Consider the following 23,996-nt stretch of genomic DNA (forward strand, 5'->3'; position numbering starts at 1 on the left):
GTGTTACATATGAATACACAGATGGTGTTAATTATTGATGATGAAGAGGAAATACGAGATTTATTAATTAAGTATCTTGAAAGGGAAGGAATTGTTGGAATTCCTTGTTCAAATGGAGCTGAGGCACTCAAGATAATGCAGAATACAAATGTAAATCTTATATTGCTTGATATTATGATGGAAGATATGGATGGGTTTGAAGTACTTCGACATATTAGGAATATGGATACAGAGATACCCGTGATTTACCTAAGTGCCAGAGAGGAAGAATATGATAAAGTATTAGGACTCGGTTTGGGAGCTGACGATTATGTCACAAAACCATTTAGTCCGGGAGAGCTGATGGCAAGAGTGAAAGCGCATCTTAGGAGGCAAGTGAGTAGAAAAAAACAGGCGCAGCGTATCTTACAGCATAAAGAATTGAAGATGGATATTAATAGTTATCTTGTAACGATAGGAAACAAAAGAGTTGAACTTGTAGGAAAAGAACTTTTACTACTAAAGTTTTTTATGGAAAATCCCAATAGAGTATTTACGAAAAGTCAAATTTATCATCAAGTATGGGATGAGATGTTTGAGGATGACAATACAGTTATGGTATATATCAGTCGATTGCGCGAAAAAATTGAAGAAAATCCGAGAGCTCCAAAGTGGATTCAGACTATCCGTGGGATAGGATATCGTTTTGGAGGAGAATAAATGAAATTAAAGACCAAAATATCGATTGTTTTTCTTTTGTCGATTTCGATGTCAGTGATTATTTTTATGTTCAGTGTTTATTATATTCTGCATTCCGGATATTTTAGCGGTGTAACAGAAAATGAGATGCAAAATGCATTACATACTGTAAAACAGCAACTGTACCAAGAAGAAAAGACTGATTGGACAAAGGATAATATCAAAAGGGAACTGATGGAAGCAGAAAACAATTTCTTTAATATGAGATTTGCGGTGCTTTCAGCTAAAAATGAGTGGATTTCAGTTAGTAGGATTCCTACTATTGGCTCTGTCTCAGAACTTCTTGATTCTTTTGAACAGAAAAATCAAGATACCAGTCAATATCGTGTGATCGGTAGTGGATTTGAAATGAACGGTTCTGAACACTTCTTAATCTGCTTTGTAAAAAACAGTGATTTCGAAGCAATGTCATATTCTTTTAATTTGGCAAGGGGGCATGGCATATTAGGAAAAATTGCAGTATTTGGTTTTATTATAACTGTTATTATAACAGGCTTGTGTATGTTTTTGTTCAGCCGCAGGACAATGCGTCGTTTGTATAAAATGTATGATATATTAAGTGAATTCACTTTAGATAAAGCAGATGTCAGAATGAATACGGATGCGCAGGATGAATTGGCAATTATGGCGGGGAAATTTAATTGTATGGCTGAAAAAATTCAGTTTCAATACGAAGAAAAAAAACGATATGAACAAAATCGTAAAGAATTAGTTTCTAATATATCACACGATCTTCGCACACCGCTATCCTCAATCCTTGGTTATTCAGAAATGCTCAGAGATGGAATATATGAAACCGAAGAAGAACAAAAAAAATACACAGATATTATTCATAGAAAAGCAATTTATATGGATAAACTTTTGAAAGAGTTGTTAGAATATTCTAAAGTAGATCTTGGAACTTTGGTACTAAATAAGCAAAAATTTGACATTGCAGAGTTGATCAGGGAGATATTGATTGAGTATTATATGATAATAGAAAAAAACCAATATGAATTGCAAATTCAATTTCCAAATGAGCAAATGATTGTGAATTGGGATAGGGAACGAATTAGCCGGGTATTACGAAATCTAATTGAGAATGCATTAAAATATGGTATGGATGGTGAAAAAATACGATTAACTCTCAGTAAAGATGATGTTTTTGCAAAAATAGAGATTCAAGATTATGGTGCAGGTATGTCAGAGAAAGTAGCAGAACGTATATTTGAACGATTTTATAGAGGTGATACAGCAAGAAACAGTAAAGCTGGCGGTATGGGATTGGGAATGTATATTGCCAATGAAATTATACAAAAGCACAATGGGAATATTTCGATTACAAGTGTTGAAGGACAGGGAACTTTGGTACAGTTTGTTCTTCCAATAAATGAAGTATAGAAAACGGTAGACAAGAAGAGTATTCTTGTCTGCCGTTTTTTGGAGTTATATAGGAAGTGAGTTCAAGTGTCTGCACAGAATCAATTTGCATGACATAAAATAAAGTAGAGATATTCTAAAATTAATGAGGTGGATTACTTGGCAGTTCTCGATGTAAACAGAATACAAAAAAAATATCAGGCAGAAAATGGTGAGATAACTGCATTAAAATATATTGATTTTTCTGTAGAAAAAGGCGAATTTATAAGTATTGTTGGTCCTAGCGGGTGTGGGAAATCCACACTGCTTTCTATTATTGCGGGTCTAATGAAGCCAACATCGGGAGAAATTGTTGTAAATGGAGAGAAAATAGAGGGAATTTCCAACCGTATAGGTTATATGCTTCAAAAAGACAATTTGCTGGAATGGAGAACGATTTATAATAATGTAGTTTTAGGCATTGAAATTCAGAATAATTTAACATCAGAAAATAAACAACGTGTCAATCAATTATTAAAGACGTATGAATTGTATGATTTTAAGGAGAAATACCCTTCACAATTATCAGGAGGTATGAGGCAGAGAGTTGCATTGATCAGAACATTAGCAATTAATCCTGATATTTTGCTGTTAGATGAAGCCTTTTCGGCATTAGATTACCAAACTAGATTAACCGTAACGAATGATATCTATCAGATTTTAAAGCAAGAACGAGTTACAACATTAATGGTCACTCATGATATTCCTGAAGGTATCAGCATGGCAGACAGAGTAGTGATACTCAGTTATAGACCTGCTGTGATCAAGGATATCATTCCGATTGAATTCGGATTAGAGAATAGAACTCCATTAAATTGTAGAAAAACTCCAAAGTTTAGTGAGTATTTTGATTGTATTTGGAAGGAGTTAAGTTAGATGGATAATCCACAAATATCGATAGAAAGGATAAAATATTTAAAACGAATAAAACGTCAAAAAGAAAAGATTCTTGCATGGCAGATTGGAATTCTGGTCTGCTTTTTGTTACTTTGGGAAATTTTAGCCCAAGCAGGGATCATAGATAGCTTTGTTTTGAGCCAGCCATCACGGATATGGAAAACGTGTCTTAACATGGCTCAAAATGACTTGCAAAAGCATATTGGTATAACCGTTTATGAAACTTTAGCAGGATTTATTTTGGGAGTGATTTTAGGAACGGCATTGGCATTTGTTTTGTGGTGGAGCAGTACTATTTCGAAGATAAGTGAACCTTATCTTGTAGTATTGAACAGTTTACCCAAAATAGCCCTTGGTCCGGTTATTATAATCATTGTAGGTGCAGGCACGCAAGCCATTATTTTTATGGCACTTGCAATTTCATTAATTGTTACTGTTTTAGAGATGCTAAATGGTTTTCAAAATACAGACAAAGAGTATATAAAGATGGCACAGACCTTTGATGCAACAAAGTTTCAAATCTTTAGGAAGATTGTATTTCCCTATAATATTGCAACTTTATTTAATTCATTAAAAATAAATATTGGACTATCCTTAGTCGGTGTCATTGCCGGTGAATTTCTTGTCTCTAAAGCAGGATTAGGATATTTAATTGTTTATGGGGGCCAGGTCTTTCAACTCGATTTGGTTATGACGAGTGTTATCATATTGGCTATTGTTGCAGCTCTTATGTATGAAGCAGTTGCACTATTACAAAGAGTGGTAATGAAAAAATACGGACATTAAAATTATATATAGCAAGGAGTTAAGACAATGAAAAAAAATTTGAAGTTTTATACGATTACTTTGATTTTATTCATAATTATCCCGCCTTTGAATAGTTGTAGTGCAAAACAGGGTAAAAAAGATGTGTTAACTCTATGTGAAGTAACACATTCTATTTTTTATGCACCACAATATGCAGCTATTAATCTAGGCTATTTTGAAGAAGAAGGAATAAAAGTGGAACTTTCGAATGGGCAGGGAGCCGATAAGGTCATGTCAGCAATTTTATCGAATAATGTAGATATTGGATTAGCAGGTCCGGAAGCTTCTATTTACGTATATAATGAAGGAAAAGAAGACTATACAGAAGTATTTGCACAGTTAACGCAGCGTGATGGTTCATTTCTAGTATCCCGTCAACAGGATCTAGATTTTTCATGGGAAAAGGTACGCGATAAGACGATATTGCCCGGAAGAAAAGGTGGAGTCCCTTATATGACTTTACAGTATGTACTTCGTAAAAATGGCTTAGAACCATCAAAAGATGTTAAATTTAATGACAGCATACAATTTTCTTTAATGGCAGGTGCTTTTACCAGTGGTACCGGTGACTATGTTACCTTGTTCGAGCCGACAGCATCGATGTTAGAAAAAGAAGGAAAGGGTCATATCGTATCTTCAATTGGTGCCGAATGTGGTGATATATCATATACTGCTTACTTTGCAAAGAAAAGTTTTATAAAAAAGAATCAAGAATTAATATTAAGATTTACGAAAGCACTTTATAAAGGTCAGAAATGGGTGGAAGCGAATGATGCTGAGGAAATTGCAGAAGTAGTGACACCTGCTTTTCCGGAAACAGATTTTGATTTATTAAAGACGGTTATACAAAGATATAAGAATATTGGAGTATGGAGTCAAGATCCAATTTTAAAAAAGGATTCATTTGAATTATTACAAGAAGTAATGACGCAGGCAGAAGAATTGAAACAGAAGGTGCCATATGAAGAAGTTGTAAATAACTCCTTTTCTGAAAAAGTTGTGAAGGAAAGATAAACGGGAAAATTAAAAGGAGAAAACAGGGATGATTTTAGAAAATGTGACATTTGTAATGAAATATTTATTACAAAGTATAGTGGATTTTAAATGTGAAAGAAAATAAACTTAAGATATACCAAGAAGGTAAATAATTTGTTGGGAGGACAAGGAAAATGAAGATGAAACGAGGAATTGCTTTTTTCACTGCAATCGTAATGGCAGCAGCAACTTTTGCAGGTTGTGGTTCCAGTCAGGGAACGAAGGAGCAAACAACAAAAGAATCGACTGGTACAGGAACAGAGCAGTCAAAAGAACAAGTGAAATCAGAAGGTGGGAAAAAGGTGTTTGGTGCTACTTATATGACAATGAATAATCCGTTTTTTGTAGCATTAAACGATGGTATTAAATCTGTTGTTGAGGAAAATGGTGACAAACTAATAACACTAGATCCTGCCTTAGACCAAGAAAAGCAGATTAGTCAGATAGAAGATCTGATTACACAGGGGGTTGATGCAATATTCTTGAATCCGGTAGATTGGAAAGGAATAAAGCCGGCATTAGATGCTTGCAAAGAAGCCGGAATACCTGTATTTAATGTAGATGCTCCGGTCTATGATGAAGAATTGGTGACAAGTATTATCGCATCTGATAATTATGATGCAGGAGTTCAATGTGCAAAAGATATGATGAAGAAATTAAAGTCCGCCAAGATCACAGTTTTGGAGCACCCAACTGCTAAGTCAGCGATTGACAGAACCCAGAGTTTTATTGATACCATTGAAGGAAAATCTGAATATGAAATTGTAGCAAAGCAATCTTCAGAAGGTCAATTGGAGCAGGCAATGCCGGTCATGGAAAATATCATCCAGGCACAGCCCGAGATAAATGTAGTCATGGCATTAAATGATCCTACTGCTTTAGGTGCATTAGCTGCATTACAGGCAGCCGGCAGAGATAAAGACGTATTGCTATACGGCGTAGATGGTTCTCCGGATGCAAAAAAAATGGTGAAAGATGGTGTTTTAACTGCTACAGCGGCACAATCTCCTATTGGAATCGGAACTACAGCAGCTCAAACAGCTTATGCCTTTTTGGAAGGCAAAACAGTTGAAAAAAACATTTCAGTTCCTGTTGTTTTAATTACAAAAGATAATGTGGATGAATATGGAACAGATGGATGGCAATAAAATCAGAATAGAGCAAATTTTGGAATGCGCGCTTTCGGGCGTGCATTTTCCAAAATTGTAAAGGGGGTTCAAAGAAATGGTAGATACTATATTAAAGATGGAAGGAATTCATAAACAATTCTCTGGTGTATATGCTTTAAAAGACATTCATTTTGAATTGAAAAAAGGTGAAATACATGCGTTGTTAGGAGAAAACGGTGCAGGAAAATCTACACTGATTAAAATCTTAGGAGGGATATATAAAGCAGATGCCGGAAAAATATATATAAGTGGAAAAGAACATCAAATGACAGGGGTTACAGATTCTCAGGAACAAGGAATCAGCGTGATTCATCAAGAATTATGTCTGGTACCTGAAATGTCAGTTGCAGAAAATATGTATTTGGGCAGAGAAAGTGTTTATGGTCATTCATGTTTTGTAAATACAGGTGAATTAAAAATAAAAGCAGAGAAAGTATTGGAGTCTTTAGGGTTAATGATATCGGGAAATACCAAAGTTTCAGAGCTTAGCATCGCACAGCAGCAGGTGGTAGAGATTGCGAAAGCATTAACTGTAAATGCAAAAATTTTGGTTATGGATGAGCCAACAGCATCTTTGACTGAAAAAGAAGTTAAGATGTTATTTAAGACGATAGAGGAACTAAGAAAAAAGCAGATTTCTATTATTTATATATCCCATCGACTGGAAGAGATTTTCGAAATTACAGATCGTATTACGATCATTCGAGATGGTACTTATGTTGGGACGAAAAACACATGTAAAACAACGAAAGATGAACTGATTTCTATGATGGTAGGTCGGAAATTAGATGAATTATTTATAAAAAGCAAATCTGAGTTTGGTGAAGTTGTATTCCAAGTAAAGAACTTAGTTGTAAAAAATAAAGTAAAAGATGTTTCTTTTTCGGTCAGAAAAGGAGAAATTTTGGGAATTGCAGGTCTGGTAGGTGCAGGAAGGACGGAAACGGTACGGGCTATTTTTGGAATTGATGCTTATGAGAGCGGTGAGATTTATATAGATGGAAAGAAAGTTAAAATAAAAAATGTCAAGGATGCTATGAGGTACGGAATTGGACTGGTACCGGAAAACAGAAAAGAGCAAGGTCTGATATTAATACGAAGTGTTGAATACAATGCAACATTAACGATTTTAAAAGAAATTATGAAGGGTTGTTTTACTAACAGAAAAGCCAGAGATGGTATTGTGAATAAATACATACAAATGTTAGGTATTAAGACTCCAAGCCCTTTGACCATTGCAAAAAACCTAAGCGGCGGAAACCAACAGAAAATTGTAATTGCAAAGTGGCTTGCAACGAACCCCAAAGTTCTTATTTTAGACGAACCTACGAGAGGAGTTGATGTAGGAGCCAAAGTGGAAATATATAGAATCATGAGTATGCTTGCTGAACAAGGAGTAGGAATCATTATGATTTCTTCTGAACTTCCGGAGATAATTAATATGAGCGACCGGGCTATTGTTATGAACGAAGGCAGAGTGACAGGAGAATTGCCGAAAAGTGAATTGGCGCAGGAAAAACTCATGTATTTTGCAACAGGAGGAAATTAATCATGGAAAAAAAATCAGTAATTAGAAAAAACTTAATCGAGAGTATGATTCAATATTTTAGAGAGAATGCAGGAATACTTATCGGCTTATTAATTATGTGTGTATTTATGTCTTTACGGTCTTCTGTATTTTTGACCGGTAACAATATTAGTAATGTACTTAGGCAGGTTACGACAAATGCAAATCTGGCATTTGGTATGACATTTGCTATTATACTATGTGGAATTGATTTATCTGTAGGTTCGATTCTTGCGTTTTCAGGTACCTTATGTGCGGGGCTTATTGCCAATTCTGGAGTTCCTGTGCCCCTGGCTGTATTGTGTGGAATCTTAGCTGGTACTTTATTAGGTTTTATCAATGGATTCATTATAGCGAAAACACAAATGCCCCCTTTTATTGTAACATTGGCTATGATGCAGATAGCCCGTGGTGCTGCTTATGTATATACGAACGGTATGCCGATCCGGGTCATGGTCCCGGAATATAATAATATCGGAATAGGATATCTGGGTATCATTCCATTACCGGTCATATATACAGGTGTGTTCTTTGTCTTTACCGCTTTGCTTTTAGGGAAGACAAGATATGGAAAATATGTATATGCAGTAGGTGGAAATGAAGATGCTGCGCGGTTTTCAGGAATTAATATAGGTCGTGTCAAGGTGATTACATATACTTTAATAGGATTTTTGGCATCGGTGAGTGGAATCGTAATATGTGCAAGAATGTACTCCGGGCAGCCGACGGCAGGAGATGGAGCAGAGATGGATGCGATAGCTGCGGTAGTTCTTGGAGGGACTAGCTTTTCAGGAGGTATTGGAAAAATTGGAGGAACCTTAATCGGAGTGTTTATCATTGGTGTTTTGAATAATGGATTAAACCTTTTGAATGTAAATTCTTTTTGGCAGTTGATTGCAAAAGGCTTAGTCATATTATTAGCTGTGTATATTGATTTATTAAAAAAGAAAACAAAGAAGCAATAAAAAGTAAGGCAGACATCAGATTTTGATGTCTGTCTTAAATGATATCAATTGTAAATTTTTTCGTTTTTATTATTATTTCTCTTTATCTTAAGGTCTTATCTATATTAAAATAGAGGTAAGACACAAAAGAGAGCATGTTTACAACGAAAGAGGTATAAGGTATGCAAAACAAAAAACTTGAATTTATAAGGTTATTAATGATTGTAATTAATTTTGTTATTGTTTTAGTTCTTGCCATAATCATTTACATAACGACCGGAAAAATTTGTGAAAGTTTTCAAGCAGAGGAATTTATCAATAGGATTCATGCGGTTCCTTTGAAACGAGAATGGATTTTTTGTATATCTGCAGGAGGTTACCTGATTTGGGCTATATCATTTTGGGTCAGGGAACGATTAAAAAAGAAGTGTAACAGCTCATTTATTCCATTTTATTTCTTTCTCTTTGATGTTGTATTTGCGATTATTATAATGAGAGTTCTCAATATGAGTTATAATGGAATTATGTTATTAGTAATCGCGAATGTGATTATGAACCTTCGTGAACAAAAAGGGATGCTATGGGCTTTGATCATAGCTGTAATTATTTTTGTGCTGGCAGACTATGACTTTCTTTCTATCCGGTATCGAATGTGCTCGATCAATGACTATATCAGATATTATGATTCATCGGTGCAAATGTATTTATTAGGTTTGAAAAATATTATTATATCGATCAATATTATTATTTTTATTATCTTTATTATATTTCTAATGTTAGAACAATTGGAGGAAAATAATAAAGTAAAAGAGTTATATCAGGAAATAACCAAAGCCAATACGGAACTAAAAATTGCAAATGTACAACTGAAAGATTACGCAATACAAACAGAAAAGCTGGGAGAGACAAGAGAAAGAAACCGGTTGGCCAGGGAAATCCATGATACGTTAGGTCATGCCCTTACCGGGATTTCTGCGGGGTTAGATGCCTGTGTTGAAATGATAGAAGAAGATCCTTTGATGGCGAAGAATCAACTTTCCGTGATAGGAGAGGTAGCCAGACAAGGGATAAAAGATGTGCGCAGGTCTGTGAATGAGTTGAGAGCCGATGCATTAGAACGATATAGTTTGCAGAATGCTATTCAAAAATTGATAGAGGATATTACTTCGGTATCTCATTTGCAGATATTTTATGAATCAACGATAGAAAACTTAAAATTCAGTGCAGATGAAGAGGAAACAATTTACCGGGTGGTTCAAGAAGGAATTACCAATGCAATTCGTCATGGAAAGGCTACTGTAATTAGAATCCAAATTTCCAAAAAAAATGAAATGTTGGAATTAATAATAAAAGATAATGGCAGGGGGTGTAAAAAGATAAAACCGGGATTTGGTACAAGACATATTCAAGAACGAGTAGAGATGCTTCGTGGCAGTACTAATTATGATGGAACAGATGGATTTAAAATCAGTGTAAATATTCCAATAAGGTGGGGAGAAAATTATGATTAAAGTATTAGTTGCAGATGATCAGGAGTTAATTCGTCATAGTCTTAAATTTGTATTAGAAGGAAAAGTAGATATTGAGGTGACTGAAGCAGTTGAAAATGGAAGAGAAGTAATTAAAAGTGTTAGAAAGAGCAAGCCTGATGTTATTCTCATGGATGTAAGGATGCCTGAAATGGATGGAGTGCATTGCACTCAAATCATAAAAGAAAATTATCCCGAAATAAAAATTATTATTCTGACTACGTTTGATGATGATGAATATGTTTACAATGCACTGAAACATGGAGCCAGCGGGTATCTGTTAAAGGGAGTCAAAATGAATGAGATCGTACAGGCTGTTTATACTGTGTACAATGGCGGGTCCATGATAAATACAGATGTAGCAAGCAGGGTTCTGCACTGGTTCTCCAAGATGGCAAAAGCAGATTATTCTATGGGGGTAGACCATATGAAGACTTCTCAGCTTAGTAAAACAGAATGGAAGATCATTTGTCAGGTAGGATACGGATTGTCAAATAAAGAAATTTCACAAAAACTTATGCTTTCAGAAGGTACTGTTAGAAATTATTTAAGCCAGAGTTTGAATAAATTGGAATTTAGAGATAGAACCCAATTAGCTATTTGGGCGGTACAGACAGGTTTATGCGTGCAGGATAAGGAGGAGGAAGATGATTAAAGTACATAGGATAAAACTCCTCTTTCTTGCAGTAGTGGGATTTATTATTGTGTTTCTGATTTTTATGAATAAAGAAAAAGAAACAGTAACACTTGAGTTTGGCATGTTTGCAGGCAGTAATTGGGAGGTTCCGAATGGTAACTGCTATGCAATTATTGATTCGGCAATTAAGCGCTTTGAGAAGGAAAATCCCGGAGTGAAAATTCATTATTCATCGGGGATTTTGAAAGAAGATTATTCGGAATGGTTTTCTAAGCAGTTGTTATTGGGGAAAGAACCAGATGTTTTTATGGTATTGGAAGATGATTTTATTACATTTTCTTCGATTGGTGTATTGAAAAATTTAGATAAGTTTATAAACAACGATAAAGGGTTCAAAAAAGAAGCTTTCTATTCTTCTGTCTTGGGAGAAGGGCGGTATGAGGAGAGCCAGTATGCACTGCCTTATGAAACCGTTCCTGTACTTATGTTTGCCAATAAAACCTTATTGAAGTCAGAAGGCATAGAAATTCCGGACAGAGATTGGACCTGGGATAAGTTTTATGAAATCTGTGAAAAGGTGACAAAGGATACAGATGCAGATGGTGTAGTCGACCAATTTGGCTCCTATGACTATTCCTGGGAAAACGCAGTTTTTGCCAATGGAGGGAAGTTGTTTCAGGATAAAGGAAGTAAATGTTATGTAGGATCAGATAATGTTGTAGAAGCTGTCAAATTTGTATACAAGTTAAATCAGTTGAATCAGAATCATCAAGTAACATCCGAAGAATTTGATTCTGGCAAGGTAGCTTTCAGACCTTTTCCCTTTTCTGAGTTTAGGAGCTATCAGGATTATCCATTAAAAGTAAAAAAATATTCGAATTTTGAATGGGATTGTATTACAATGCCGGCAGGTCCGAAGGGAGATAATATTTCTCAGATCAGTACTCTTCAGATTGGAATCAGTGCCAGGACGACCAAAGAACAGCTGGCTTGGAAATTTATCAAATATTTGACCTATAACCCTCAAACACAATTAGATATTTACCGCTATTCGCAAGGGGCTTCTGTCTTAAAGGAAGTGACAGAATCTGAAGTAGTTAATGAAGAATTGAAAAAAGAAGTAGAGAAAGGAGCAAGAATTATAGATAATGTATTGCTGAGCAGGATTATTGAACATGCCCGGACAGTTCCAAAATTTCCGAAATATAAAACAACTAAGATTATGGTAGAGAATCAAATAGATCAGATTCTACAGTCGGATGATAATAAAAGAAGTTCTTTAATGGCGATACAATGGGAAATCGACAAATTTTTGAAAAAATAGTTTAAAAAGTATAAAAAACACTCCATTTTTATGAAATAATTACAATATTATAGGGAAAAATGACAAACAAGGAAATTAAGAATTAACTTATGTTAGAATTAAAAAAAATGGAGGTGTATCAATATGAGTAAAAAAATTTTTTTAGCTGCGCCATTTAAAGGTCTGGTTAATCACGACACTTCATTATTAGAATCAGGTACCAAAAGCAAGATAACAGAGTTAATTCACTTTTTTGAAAAAAGGGGTCATGTTGTCCATAATGCTCATCAGCGAGAAGCTTGGGGAAAAGAATTTATGACTCCGGAACAATGTACGAAAATTGATTATGAAGAAATTAAAAATTGTGATATATTTGTTGCTTTTCCGGGTATACCTGCTTCACCAGGCACGCATATAGAAATTGGATGGGCATCAGCATTTAAAAAGAAAATAGTTTTGCTGCTTTTTGAAAACGAAGAATATTATGCCTATTTAGTAAGAGGGCTACATAGTGTATTGGATGTCAAATATATTGTTTATAGGGAGAAAAAAGATTATTTGGAAGAATTAGATGTATTTCTGAAGGAGATGGGAGCCAATGAAATATAAAAACTTTGAGGAAGCATATATTGAAAATCTGCGTGAGACTTATTGTAATCCGGAGTTCGAGAATAGTCCACGGGGTTATAAAAGCAGAGAACGATTGAACTGTACGATTGAAATTGAAAATCCCATTGAGCGTGTATGCTATTTACCGGCCAGAAAAGAAAATATAATTTTTAATTTTGCAGAGGCTATTTGGTATTTGTCGGGAAGCAACAGTCTTGAATTTATTGATTACTATGCAAGTAATATGAAAAAATATTCAGCAGATGGTAAAACTTTGAAAGGTACTGCATATGGACCTAAAATTTTTACTTTTGGATCAAATGCAATCAATCAGTGGAACAGACTGATTGATATTTTTAAAGAAGATCCGGATACAAAAAGAGGTTTTGTGCAAATATTTGATGCAAACGAAGATTTGCATCTGACCAATATTGATGTATCCTGCACCATCGGACTTCAATTCTTTCAGAGAAAAAACGCATTATATACTTGCGGATATATGAGAGCAAATGATGCTTACAGAGGAATTGTAAGTGACGTTTTTTCATTTACATTTATTCAGGAAATGCTGGCGACTCAGATGGGGCTAAAGGTAGGAAGATACTACCATAATATTGCAACTACCCACGTTTATGAACCTGATAACCAACACGTAGAAAGAATATTGGTAGATAGTATTCATGATACTGTTTCAAAGTTTTGTTTTCCAACTATGCCTCATAAGAATAATTGGGATGATTTAAAAGTTGTATTGGAATATGAAGAACTTTTAAGAAATAAGAAAATAGAATTAAGTATAGAAAAGTTAAATAAGATTGGAATTGATAATTATTGGAAGCAGTTATTGCTTCTTTTTTCAATCTATCAGGGAATATATTATAACAATAAAATTGAGTTTCATTTATACAAGTATCTATATCCTGTTTATCAGCATTTTGTAAAAAACAGATGGAGTGAAATGCTTAAGGAGGCATGAAAATGGGAACATCATGGAAAGAAACAGAAATCACCAAGAAATTTAATGAATATAATGATATGTTAGAGAACATCTTAGGGTTTCAAACATTGTTTGATCAAATTCAGAAAGACAGAAGTATAAAAACAATTCTTGATTATGGGTGTGGTCCGGGAAAGGTCTCTTACAGATTAGCTGGAATTAAAGAAGAATATTCTGTTATAGCTGTGGATGAGTCAGAAGGAATGCTGAATATTGCGCAAAATGAGCGTGCAAAAGAAAATATTCATTATCAATGCATTGCAAATGATGATCTTTCATTTTTAGAAGACAGCTCAATAGATTGTGCGATTATATGTTTTGTTTTTATTAATAATTCCAATAAGGAACGTATTCTTAAGGTTGCAAAGGAAGTGTTCCGAGTTTTAAAGAAAAATGGCACATTATTTATTCTAGACTCTAATCCTGAAGCGATAGGATATGAATTCACAACATTTCAAAATGGGTTGAAGAACTTTAAATATAAGGATGGAGATAAGAAACAACAATATTTACATATACCAGGCAGTGATGATCTGATATTAGATGATTATTTTTGGTCCAGGGAATTTTATTTATCATTTTTGAATAAAGCAGGTTTTAAAAATATTACAATTTTTGAACCTACGATAGATGCTTTATCTGAAGAATCCAGAAAAGAAGCAGAAAAAATATATAATGTAAAGGAGTGGAAAGACGAAAAAGAGCAGGCACCGTTCATTATATTTGATGCAGTTAAAAAATGATAAAGGAGGGAAAAACTATGAAGGGTAAATTTTTAAATAGAAGGAGGATATCAATTATTATTTGTGTGCTGGTAATATTTGGGGGGCTATGCTATTTTAGCACGCAATGTTCTGCGGATGAAGAAAACAAAAAAAGCAATTTAAATGTTGCATTGTATGGTTATGTACCAGATTTGGAGCGGTTTAAAAATGCATTAGAAGAAAAGTGGAAAAAAGTAGAACCGCAAGTAGATTTGAATTTTGTAAGCTGGGATTGTTATGAATCTGACCCGCCTCAAAATTTAGATGTATTTGTTTTTGATGCGATTTATCTTTCTCATTTTGTAGAGAAAGAATATCTAACACCTTTAGATCCAAATGTCATTGAGAATAGATCGGATATCCTCCCCTTTGCCTTAGATGGATGCACAGTAAATGGTAAAATTTACGCAATTCCACAAATCGTTTGTACAAATCTGCTATATACAAGGGCTGGGGATAATACATTAGATCATGTATCGACCGTACCTGAATTGTATCAGGCTATTGGAGCACGCCAATCTACAGGATTAATACCGGAGGCTGATGAAGGGCTTTTGATTGACATGTCCGGGGGCACATCAAAGGTATGTATGTTTTTAGATGCTCTAATTGATAGAAACCAAAATTATACGGATTATGCTACACTTCCTGAGTTACCGGATTTGAATACAGATGCATTAAATAGTCTTGTACTTCTTCAGCGAATGGCCGGTGTAGAACAAGCCAATTATTGGCCCGATAATAGTGATGCCTATATTCGTGCAAAGTGGTTTGAAGAAGGTCATGGAAAAGCGTATCTCGGTTATACAGAAGCTATGTCAAAGATGGAAGGATTTGCCGACCAAGTAAATTTTAAGACACTATCTTTATCTGAAAATTCAAATATCCCTCTTTTTTATGGAGATGTAGTAGGTATTAATAAGGCTGTCAGTGAAAAAGAAAAGCAGGAAACTGCAATTAAATTAGTTAATGTTATGACTTCTTGCCGTACGATGAAAGCATCACTTTTGCCTGATAAAAAGAATTCGTACCCACAATACTTATTGCCGGCTAGAAAATCTGTCTACAATTCTATGAAAACGAAGTATCCTATTTATGGAAAATTACAGGATATAGCAACGGATGCAAAAAATAAACTTTTTAGAGTCGGTGCGAATATCAGAGAATGGATGTTGCAGGCGAAACCGCTTGTAAAGAAGTATTTGGAAGAACATGTAAATTGAAATTTATACAATGGTAAGGATTGACATTGCAATACAAAACATGTAAAAATAGTAAGGTAATTAACTATTTATTCGATACTTAAATGGAGGAAACATGAAAAAATCATTATTATTTTGTTTGATAATTACTATTAGCATTATAGATATTTTTTGTCTTAAAAATGCATTTGAATTTTCAGTAAATAATATTGTTTTAGATAGCAGTGAAAATAATGTAGCGTTGATTGTTATAATACCAATGATTATTGCTTTTGTTATTTTTATTGTTACAATTCTTAACTTACTATCTGGTATAACAGGTCTATTTTATTTAAGAGAAGTAGAGTTGCATCTAAAAGACTTTTTATATAAAAAAAAGAATAATTTTCTAACTAAATTAATTAAAATTGTAGGATATGGGTTTATATCAATATATTTTATTCTTTTAGATGATTCAATTAGAAATAGAAATTATTATGGTATTGTTTTTAGTCTTTTAGCTATATGTATTACTATTTTATATGTGATATGGTTTACTGGAATTATTAATGGATATCATATTAAACAGGAGAATAGAACTTTGATAGATATAGAGTATTGATAGAGCAATCGTAAATATATGAAATCTTGGAGGTGATATGTATCAACGTCTTTGAAAAACTTGAGCATATTATAAAACTTCGTTCGAAGGTATTGTATGCTGAGTAGGAACGTAATAGTGAATCAAAAACTATGAGGTTTCAGAAGTTTGAAAAGTAATAAAAGCGATTAAATGAAGTATAAGATAAAAAATAGTAAGCAAGTCAGAATAAGCCTTGAGAGTATGAAGTCTCAAGGCTTAACTTTTGTCTGTTTTCAGGAGAAATCAGATATTATTTAATTGGATAGCCTTCACAGGACAGGACATGACAGTATCTCTTAAACGCTCTGAATCATAAATAACATATTTTTTTAAGCTTGCTTTTTTACCATCCATTATAAAAAGCTCAGGATATTTTTTTGTACAGACGGTACAACCCATGCAGGCTTTTTCATTAATATAAATTTCTGCTTTTTCTTCTTCGTTCTCTTGTGGTAGATCTTCGTCTTTTATAATCTTTGATCCAATCCAAGAAAATATTAAAATAGCTATTATTGTTAATATCCAACGAATCATCATAAACTTAGGACCTAAAAATTTGGCTTCATTCAAAAGCATTGGGATTTTTATAACTGCCCATGAACTTAAAATAATAATAATATTCTTAATGGATGCCCCTTTTTTATGCAGCATTACACAGAATGGGAAAGCAGCATAAATAGGACCGGCAGAAACACTACCGAATAAAAAGGATAAAATAACGCCTTTGATTTTGGCATCTTTACCTAAAAATTTCATAATTGTTTCTTTAGGAATCCAAGTATCAAGCAGTGCTGTTAAAACAAAGATAACAGGCATGATCATTAACATTTCAATAATGTAATATTTGCTGTTTTTAATTCCTTGTAATCCTAATTGTGGATTGACGATTGTTAGAATTATATATGCAAGTACAACTATGACCATAAATAAATTCCCTTTTATAAAATTTATAAGTTTATTCATTTTAAAATTACCCCCATAATAATAGCAATAACAATTGCAAATAAAAAGCTAAGTACATTTCTCGTAACCGCAAATTTTGTTCCAAACTCTTTTTTTTCAAGCGGAAATGTTGCGACACCGACCATTGTAAGAGTCGTTAAAAATGCAACAGAAGGCATGATACCAACCCCAGCTCCGGCAAGTGTGCCAATTAAAGGAAACGCGATAAATGCAGGAATTAAGGTAATTGTTCCAAAAACAGCAGCAGCAATCGTTGCTACAAATAAATTTTGTTTCCCGATAATTTCAGATATTTTATCAGGTGGTAAAACAGCTAGAATGATTCCAATTGCGAAAATAACTGCAAAAATGGAAAGAGCCATTCCTCTGCCCATAAAAAATGCTCTCTTCAAAGCATCTTTTGTTTTTCTTTTATTTTTTATAAAAGAAAAAATTAATAGTCCTACGGTTAATACCCAAATAGCAATTGTAAAAATATCCATAAAATTTACTCCTTTTATCTTATTTGAAGTTACTGTTCAGTCCTGCAGAAATGTTGTTAAAATCTGAACCTGAGTGCTTGCACCAAGGGAAATTTGTATATTCCGGCAAATTATGAATTACATGGCTGAACGGTTACTATTTAAATTAATAATAAAGCAAATTACTCACCACAGATAGACACATAGGTTTCTTTTTGCTATAATAAATTTGGGTGATAAAAGTGATGATTAAAAATATTCCGTTTTTTAAGGACATTGATGAATCAATAATAAATAAAATTAAATTTACGATAAAAAAGTATTCTAAAAATGAAACGATATATAATCAAGGCGATAAATGTATTAACATGGATATTGTAATTTCGGGGAATCTGGTTGCGTATTCGTTATCGCAAAATGGCTCCGAAAATGTTGTTTTTAATTTTAATAAAGGCAGTATCATTGGTGCCAATCTTTTGTTTGGCACTGCAAATCATTATCCAATGAATATTTACTGTACAGAAAATTGTGAGCTTTTACACGTTTCGAAGTCCCAGATAGAAATACTGTTAAAAGACTATAATTTTACGATAAATTTCATAAAAAGTATTTCTCAAAACTCTCAGGGAATGAACAGAAAAATAGTTATGTATACGCAGAAATCTTTGAGAGAAAATATAATGGATTACTTTTTGGCATTATCGCTGGAACAAAAATCAAAAACAATAACATTACCGATAAGTAAAAAGCAATTAGCTGATTATTTTGGCGTTCAGCGGCCTTCGCTTTTTAGAGAACTGAAAAAGATGAAAGATAATGGAGAAATCGAAGTGCATAATAAGAAAATAGTAATCAATGAAGAAAATGATATAATATAAATAAGAGATATATAAGTATGAATATTTGTGCATAGCCGTAAAAGCTATGCTTTTATTTGAATGTTCAAACAAATCTAAAGCGTTTTTTTATGATGCAATTTTTATAATTCCAAGCAAATAAGTAATTGATAAAATGTTTGGTAATAAAGTAGAACAGAAAGAATTAAATAATAATAGAGTATGTTAATAGAACGAATATTTCACAACTTATTAAAAACTTAAATTCTGAAATATGAATAGTGTTGACTATTTATAATAAAAAGAGTAGTATTTATTTTAATAGATTAGTACAGATTATTGGACAATAAATAATATATAATAAGAATATAAAAAAACTTGCATTTGCAAGTTTTAAATCCACACACGTGGAAGCTATAAAAGCGATTTGAATAAATTTTTATTTGAACTTATGGTGTAAACTCATATGGTAGTCAATCATTTGAGTCAATTTAATATTACACTATTTATTTTTTAATGTCAACAAGGAATAAAGAAGTTTAGAAGGAGAGATTATCTTATGAAAAGTGTGTCCAAAGATTATTATGTTGGGTTGGATATAGGAACGGAGTCTATTGGTTGGGCTGTGACAGATGAGAACTATAATCTTTTAAAGAAGAATGGAAAATCGTTGTGGGGAATTCGTTTATTTGATAAAGCGGATACAGCAGAGGATAGAAGATTACATAGAACAACGAGAAGACGTGGGCAAAGAAAAATACAAAGAATTCAATTATTACAGGAATTATTTGCAGAAGAAATAAGTGAAGTGGATCCAGGTTTTTATCAAAGATTAAAAGATAGTAAATTTTTAAAGGGTGATAAAGAGGAAAAGCAAACCAATACGTTATTTTATGAAGCTGATTTTAATGATAAGAAATATCATGAGAGTTATCCAACAATCTATCATCTGAGAAAATCTCTTTTAGTGAATAACCAAAAGAACTATGATGTCAGATTGGTATATCTGGCATTACACCATATAGTAAAACACAGGGGGCATTTTCTTTTTGAAGGAAATTTAGGGAATATAACTTCTTTTGAAAATGTATTCAAACAATTAATACAATATTTAGAAGACGAATATGATATTAGATTAGAATGTAATTCAATTATTGAAGTAGAAAATGTGTTAAAAAGTCATAATATAAATAGTACGGAAAAAAAGTTGAAACTAATAAATTTGTTTTCGGTTGGCAAAGCTGATATTCAGTTAAAAGCAATCTTTGGTCTCTTAGCTGGTTTAAAAGGTAAATTATCAGAAGTATTTCAAGATAATGAATTAAAAAATTATGAAATAGAAAAAATTAGTTTTGCAGAGGCAGACTATGAAAAGCAGAGAGAGTTTTTAGAAGATGAATTGCAAGATAAAGTTTATTTATTGGACAAGTTAAAAGCTATATATGATTGGGCAATACTTTCGGAAATTCTCGAAGGCGGAGAAGTGGATGGGAAATGCTATTTATCTGTAGCAAAAGTAAAGTTATATGATGATCATAAAAAAGATTTAAAATTATTAAAAAAAGTAATTAGAGAGAATTGTTCATCAGAAGATTATAAGAAAGTGTTTAGTAGTAACGAAGAAAATGCAAATTATTGTGCATATATTGGAATGAATAAGAAGAATGGAAAGAAGCAAAGTGTAAAAAGATGCAAAAAAGAAGAATTTTACGGTTATATTAAAGGGATATTAAAAAAAATAAATATAGATGATAATTCAATAAAAGAAATTGAAGAAAAGATGATACATGGAGAATTTTTAAGACTACAGGTTAACCGAGAGAATGGAGTGATACCTTATCAGGTTCATAAAATGGAACTTGAAATAATTCTAGAAAATGCATCAACGTATCTTCCGTTTTTAAATGAAATAGATGATGAAGGTATTACTGTTAAAGAGAAAATAATTAAAATTTTTAAGTTTAGAATACCATATTATGTCGGGCCATTAAATGATTTTCATAAAAATCAGGGAAGTAATTGCTGGATTGTAAGAAAAGACCCAGGAAGAATATTACCTTGGAATTTTGAAAGAAAAGTTGATATTGAATCTTCAGCGGAAGCATTTATTGAAAGAATGACAAATAAATGTACCTATTTAGTAAATAAAGATGTTATTCCTAAGTATTCATTATTATATATGGAGTTTATGGTTTGGAATGAGCTAAATAATGTAAAGATTAGACAGGAAAAACTTCCTATTGAATTGAAGATAAAAGTATTTGAAGATGTATTTAAAAAGAATAAAAAAGTTACAAGAAAAAAGTTAAGAGATTACTTACGTTCAGAAGGTTGTGAATTTAAAGATGATGAATTAACAGGCTTTGATGGTGATTTTAAAGCATCTTTAACTTCATATATTGATTTTGGGAAAACAGAAATATTTGGAAATTCTATTAAAAATAAGTCAATTCAAGTTATGATAGAACAAATTATATTGTGGATTACTTTATTTGGAGATGATAGAGAACTTTTACAAAGAAAAATAAAAAATATATATAGAAAAGAATTATCAGATTCGCAGATTAAAAATATATGCAAACTTAAATATAATGGATGGGGTAGGCTTTCTAGGGAATTTTTGCAAGAAGTAGAAGGAATGGATAGACGTACTGGAGTAGTGCAGACTTTAATTCAGGCATTACGTAATACGAATGATAATTTAATGGAACTTTTGAGCTTAAATTATACTTATTGTGTAAAAATAGAAGAGTTAAACGCAAAAGAACAGAATATAACTGAACTTATTTCGTATGAAACTATGATTAGAGATTTGTATATATCGCCTAAGGTAAAAAGGTCTTTATGGCAAGCTGTTCGAGTTATGGAAGAAATAAAAAAAGTTTGTGGTAAAGAACCTACCAAGATTTTTATAGAAATGGCAAGAGGGACGGAAGAGAAGAAAAGGACTGTTTCTAGAAAGGATAAATTAATTGAATTATATAAAAATTGTAAAAATGAAGAAAGAGAATGGATAAAAGAACTGGAACAAAGAGAAGAAAGAGATTTTCAGGATAGAAAATTATATCTATACTATACTCAAATGGGAAAATGTATGTATACGGGAAAGTCGATTACTTTAGATGAGTTATATAATAAAACTACGTATGATAAAGATCATATTTATCCACAATCAAAGACGAAAGATGATAGTATCCAAAATAATCTGGTATTAGTAGATAAAACAGCAAATTGGCAAAAAGATATTGATATTGTACCATTGGAAATCCAGCAGAAAATGGAACCATTTTGGAGGCAGTTAAAACATAAAGGTCTTATTACAGAAGAAAAATATAATCGATTAACTCGGAAAACGAATCTTACAGATGAAGAACTGGCTGGATTCATTAATAGACAGCTAGTTGAAACAAGACAAGCAACAAAAGTGACAGCTTCTTTATTAAAAAGTTTATATAGTACTGCTGAAATAGTATATGTAAAAGCGAAGGCAGTATCTGATTTCAGGAAAGATGAGTTAGATATGTTAAAAGTACGTGATATTAATGATTATCATCATGCTAAAGATGCATATTTAAATATTGTTGTAGGTAACGTATATCATACAAAATTCACGTCTAATCCGCTTAAATGGCTAAAATTTAGTAAAGATAAAAAATATAGTTTAAATAAAATGTTTTCTTATGATGTTATGGATAAAGAAAAATTAGCCTGGAAACGAGGAAAAGACGGGACGATATCTCTTGTTAGAAAAACAATGAAGAAAAATAATATATTGTTTACCAGACATGCGTTATCTGTGAAAAGTGGTCAAAATGGTGGTTTGTTTAATCAACAAATGGTAGGAAAATTGAAAGGTGCTACTGTGCAGATAAAAAAGGATAATCGATTAAAGGTAAATATATATGGTGGATATAAAACAAAGACAAATAAATACTTTATGCTTGTGGAATCTTTAGATAAAAGAGGAAATATTCAAAGAACGATAGAGACTGTTCCGCTTTATTTAGCAGTAGAATTTGAGAAAGATATTGAAAAATTGCTGAATTATTGCAGAGAGGAATTTAAATTACAGGAACCAAAAATTATTATTCCCAAAATAAAGAAAAATTCTTATATAGTTATGAATGGTTTTCCAATGCATTTAAAAGGAAGTACAGGATCCCAATTAATTTTTCAGGGTGCAGTTCAATTATGTTTGGATGAGGACAATACTAAATATCTTAAACAAGTATATAAATATTTAGAAAAAAATTCAAAACGAAAAGATAAAAGAAAAAATTTAATGATTTCTGAATTTGATAAAATTCATTTTGAAAAGAATATATTAATTTATGATATGCTGATTCAAAAGCATAAATATACTATATATAAATATCGACCAGCGGGACAGATTGAAAAATTGGAGAAAGGGAGAGAGACATTTATTAAGTTATCATTAGAAGAACAGTGTATAGTAATAGGAGAAATAATGAAGTTATTTGCATGCAAACCTGAAACAAAAGCTAATTTGAAATCAATTGGAGGAGATTCAAATGCAGGTGGAATGAAAACAAGTAAAAAAATATCAAATTGTAATATGGTTAGATTGATAAATCAATCTCCAACTGGAATTTTTGAGCAGGAAATCGACCTGCTAACGGTATGAGCTGGCGGATTGTAGTAATTTCAAATCGTGCAAAATTAGACTTTAAAATGGATTATATTGTAATACGGAAAGAAGAAGTTACTACGAAAATTCATTTAAGTGAAATATCTGTGCTGTTAATTGAATCAACAGCTGTATCAATTACGGTAAGTTTATTATGTGAGTTAAATAAAAGAAAAGTTAAAGTTATTTTCTGCGATGAAAAACGTAATCCTTGTTCAGAATTAATTTCATATTATGGAAGTCATGATACAAGTATGAAAGTGCGAAAACAAATTGAGTGGGATGACGCTATAAAAAAACTAGTCTGGACTGAAATAGTAACTGAAAAAATTAGGAAACAACAAGAATTGCTTGAATTTCAAGGAAAAGACGAGCACAATTTATTAAAACAGTATATTAAGCAAGTAGAAATAGGTGATACCACAAATAGAGAAGGACATGCAGCTAAAGTTTATTTTAATGCTTTATTTGGTATGGAATTTACTAGAACATTGGATATTCCTTTAAATGCAGCACTTAATTATGGATATGGAATTATTTTGTCAACATTTAACAGAGAAATAGTTGCGAATGGCTATATTACACAATTAGGACTTTTTCATAATAATATGTTTAATCAATTTAATTTAGGTTCTGATTTAATGGAACCATATCGGATTTTGGTGGATAAAATGGTGTTATTGATGAGACCGGATAAATTTGAGAATGAAGAAAAAATGCAAATTGTTGATTTATTGAATCAAGAAGTATTTATTGATGGAAAACGTAATTATATTAATAATGCAATTAAAATTTATTGTAGAAGTATTTTTGATGCGTTAAATGAAAATGATATTTCATTGATAAGGTTTTATAGAAATGAGTTATAGA

At 32.3% G+C, this 23,996-nt stretch carries 21 protein-coding genes; 19 read left to right on the forward strand and 2 right to left on the reverse strand.

The genetic code is table 11. The features are described 5' to 3' along the window. Window positions 1-9 precede the first annotated feature (9 nt). The 16 genes from DWV06_RS17065 (at window position 10) to DWV06_RS17140 (ending at window position 16,197) form a co-directional block, all read left to right on the forward strand. On the forward strand, window positions 10-699 hold the full coding sequence (locus DWV06_RS17065; RefSeq protein WP_115483414.1) for a response regulator transcription factor: 690 nt from the start codon (window positions 10-12) through the stop codon (window positions 697-699). After that, window positions 700-2,118: a sensor histidine kinase gene (locus tag DWV06_RS17070; protein WP_115483415.1), complete on the forward strand. Its 1,419-nt coding sequence runs from the start codon at window positions 700-702 to the stop codon at window positions 2,116-2,118. It abuts the gene before it with no gap. 138 nt (window positions 2,119-2,256) lie between these two features. Beyond that, entirely contained in the window at window positions 2,257-3,012 is a 756-nt protein-coding gene (locus DWV06_RS17075) for an ABC transporter ATP-binding protein (RefSeq protein ID WP_331463344.1), read from the forward strand. Continuing rightward, window positions 3,013-3,819 (forward strand): ABC transporter permease, encoded by an 807-nt coding sequence (locus DWV06_RS17080; protein ID WP_115483417.1) that lies wholly within the window; start codon window positions 3,013-3,015, stop codon window positions 3,817-3,819. 27 nt (window positions 3,820-3,846) lie between these two features. Continuing rightward, complete coding sequence (locus DWV06_RS17085) at window positions 3,847-4,854, forward strand: ABC transporter substrate-binding protein (RefSeq protein ID WP_115483418.1); 1,008 nt, start codon at window positions 3,847-3,849, stop codon at window positions 4,852-4,854. A 155-nt stretch (window positions 4,855-5,009) separates the two neighbouring features. Continuing rightward, a complete protein-coding gene (locus DWV06_RS17090; RefSeq protein WP_205027781.1) occupies window positions 5,010-6,023 on the forward strand; it encodes a sugar ABC transporter substrate-binding protein in 1,014 nt (337 codons plus the stop codon). 76 nt (window positions 6,024-6,099) lie between these two features. Continuing rightward, entirely contained in the window at window positions 6,100-7,593 is a 1,494-nt protein-coding gene (locus tag DWV06_RS17095) for a sugar ABC transporter ATP-binding protein (RefSeq protein ID WP_115483419.1), read from the forward strand. A gap of 20 nt (window positions 7,594-7,613) precedes the next feature. Continuing rightward, entirely contained in the window at window positions 7,614-8,576 is a 963-nt protein-coding gene (locus DWV06_RS17100; RefSeq protein ID WP_408608169.1) for an ABC transporter permease, read from the forward strand. Window positions 8,577-8,737: 161 nt separating this feature from the next. Continuing rightward, window positions 8,738-10,066 (forward strand): sensor histidine kinase, encoded by a 1,329-nt coding sequence (locus DWV06_RS17105; RefSeq protein WP_115483421.1) that lies wholly within the window; start codon window positions 8,738-8,740, stop codon window positions 10,064-10,066. Next, window positions 10,059-10,739 (forward strand): response regulator transcription factor, encoded by a 681-nt coding sequence (locus DWV06_RS17110; protein WP_115483422.1) that lies wholly within the window; start codon window positions 10,059-10,061, stop codon window positions 10,737-10,739. The genes DWV06_RS17105 and DWV06_RS17110 overlap by 8 nt, the downstream gene beginning before the upstream one ends. After that, the gene (locus DWV06_RS17115; RefSeq protein ID WP_235828992.1) at window positions 10,732-12,045 is read left to right on the forward strand and encodes an ABC transporter substrate-binding protein; all 1,314 of its coding nucleotides are present in this window, start codon (window positions 10,732-10,734) and stop codon (window positions 12,043-12,045) included. Before DWV06_RS17110 ends, DWV06_RS17115 begins: the two co-directional genes overlap by 8 nt. A gap of 123 nt (window positions 12,046-12,168) precedes the next feature. Continuing rightward, window positions 12,169-12,633, forward strand: a complete 465-nt coding sequence (locus DWV06_RS17120) for a nucleoside 2-deoxyribosyltransferase (protein WP_115483423.1) — start codon at window positions 12,169-12,171, stop codon at window positions 12,631-12,633. Then, the gene (locus tag DWV06_RS17125; protein ID WP_115483424.1) at window positions 12,623-13,609 is read left to right on the forward strand and encodes a thymidylate synthase; all 987 of its coding nucleotides are present in this window, start codon (window positions 12,623-12,625) and stop codon (window positions 13,607-13,609) included. The genes DWV06_RS17120 and DWV06_RS17125 overlap by 11 nt, the downstream gene beginning before the upstream one ends. A 2-nt stretch (window positions 13,610-13,611) precedes the next feature. Next, window positions 13,612-14,373 carry a class I SAM-dependent methyltransferase gene (locus tag DWV06_RS17130; protein WP_115483425.1) on the forward strand — a complete coding sequence of 254 codons (762 nt, stop codon included), beginning with the start codon at window positions 13,612-13,614 and terminating at the stop codon, window positions 14,371-14,373. A 17-nt stretch (window positions 14,374-14,390) separates the two neighbouring features. Further along, window positions 14,391-15,617 (forward strand): thiamine pyridinylase, encoded by a 1,227-nt coding sequence (bcmE, locus tag DWV06_RS17135; protein ID WP_115483426.1) that lies wholly within the window; start codon window positions 14,391-14,393, stop codon window positions 15,615-15,617. Window positions 15,618-15,711: 94 nt separating this feature from the next. Beyond that, window positions 15,712-16,197 (forward strand): hypothetical protein, encoded by a 486-nt coding sequence (locus DWV06_RS17140; RefSeq protein ID WP_115483427.1) that lies wholly within the window; start codon window positions 15,712-15,714, stop codon window positions 16,195-16,197. 264 nt (window positions 16,198-16,461) lie between these two features. On the opposite strand, the gene DWV06_RS17145 is transcribed toward DWV06_RS17140, so the two are convergent. Both DWV06_RS17145 and DWV06_RS17150 read right to left on the reverse strand, forming a co-directional pair. Then, window positions 16,462-17,181: a permease gene (locus tag DWV06_RS17145; RefSeq protein ID WP_115483428.1), complete on the reverse strand. Its 720-nt coding sequence runs from the start codon at window positions 17,179-17,181 to the stop codon at window positions 16,462-16,464. Next, complete coding sequence (locus DWV06_RS17150) at window positions 17,178-17,663, reverse strand: permease (protein WP_115483429.1); 486 nt, start codon at window positions 17,661-17,663, stop codon at window positions 17,178-17,180. The genes DWV06_RS17145 and DWV06_RS17150 overlap by 4 nt, the downstream gene beginning before the upstream one ends. 224 nt (window positions 17,664-17,887) lie before the next feature. On the opposite strand from DWV06_RS17150, the gene DWV06_RS17155 reads away from it, so the two are divergent. From DWV06_RS17155 to cas1, 3 genes are all read left to right on the forward strand, one after another. Next, a complete protein-coding gene (locus tag DWV06_RS17155; protein WP_115483430.1) occupies window positions 17,888-18,520 on the forward strand; it encodes a Crp/Fnr family transcriptional regulator in 633 nt (210 codons plus the stop codon). A 517-nt stretch (window positions 18,521-19,037) separates the two neighbouring features. Further along, a complete protein-coding gene (cas9, locus tag DWV06_RS17160; RefSeq protein WP_235828993.1) occupies window positions 19,038-23,123 on the forward strand; it encodes a type II CRISPR RNA-guided endonuclease Cas9 in 4,086 nt (1,361 codons plus the stop codon). Continuing rightward, entirely contained in the window at window positions 23,120-23,995 is an 876-nt protein-coding gene (gene cas1 / locus DWV06_RS17165; protein WP_115483431.1) for a type II CRISPR-associated endonuclease Cas1, read from the forward strand. Before cas9 ends, cas1 begins: the two co-directional genes overlap by 4 nt. The last annotated feature ends 1 nt before the right edge of the window (window position 23,996 follow it).

Source organism: Anaerosacchariphilus polymeriproducens, assembly GCF_003363435.1.
GTDB classification, from domain to species: domain Bacteria; phylum Bacillota; class Clostridia; order Lachnospirales; family Lachnospiraceae; genus Anaerosacchariphilus; species Anaerosacchariphilus polymeriproducens.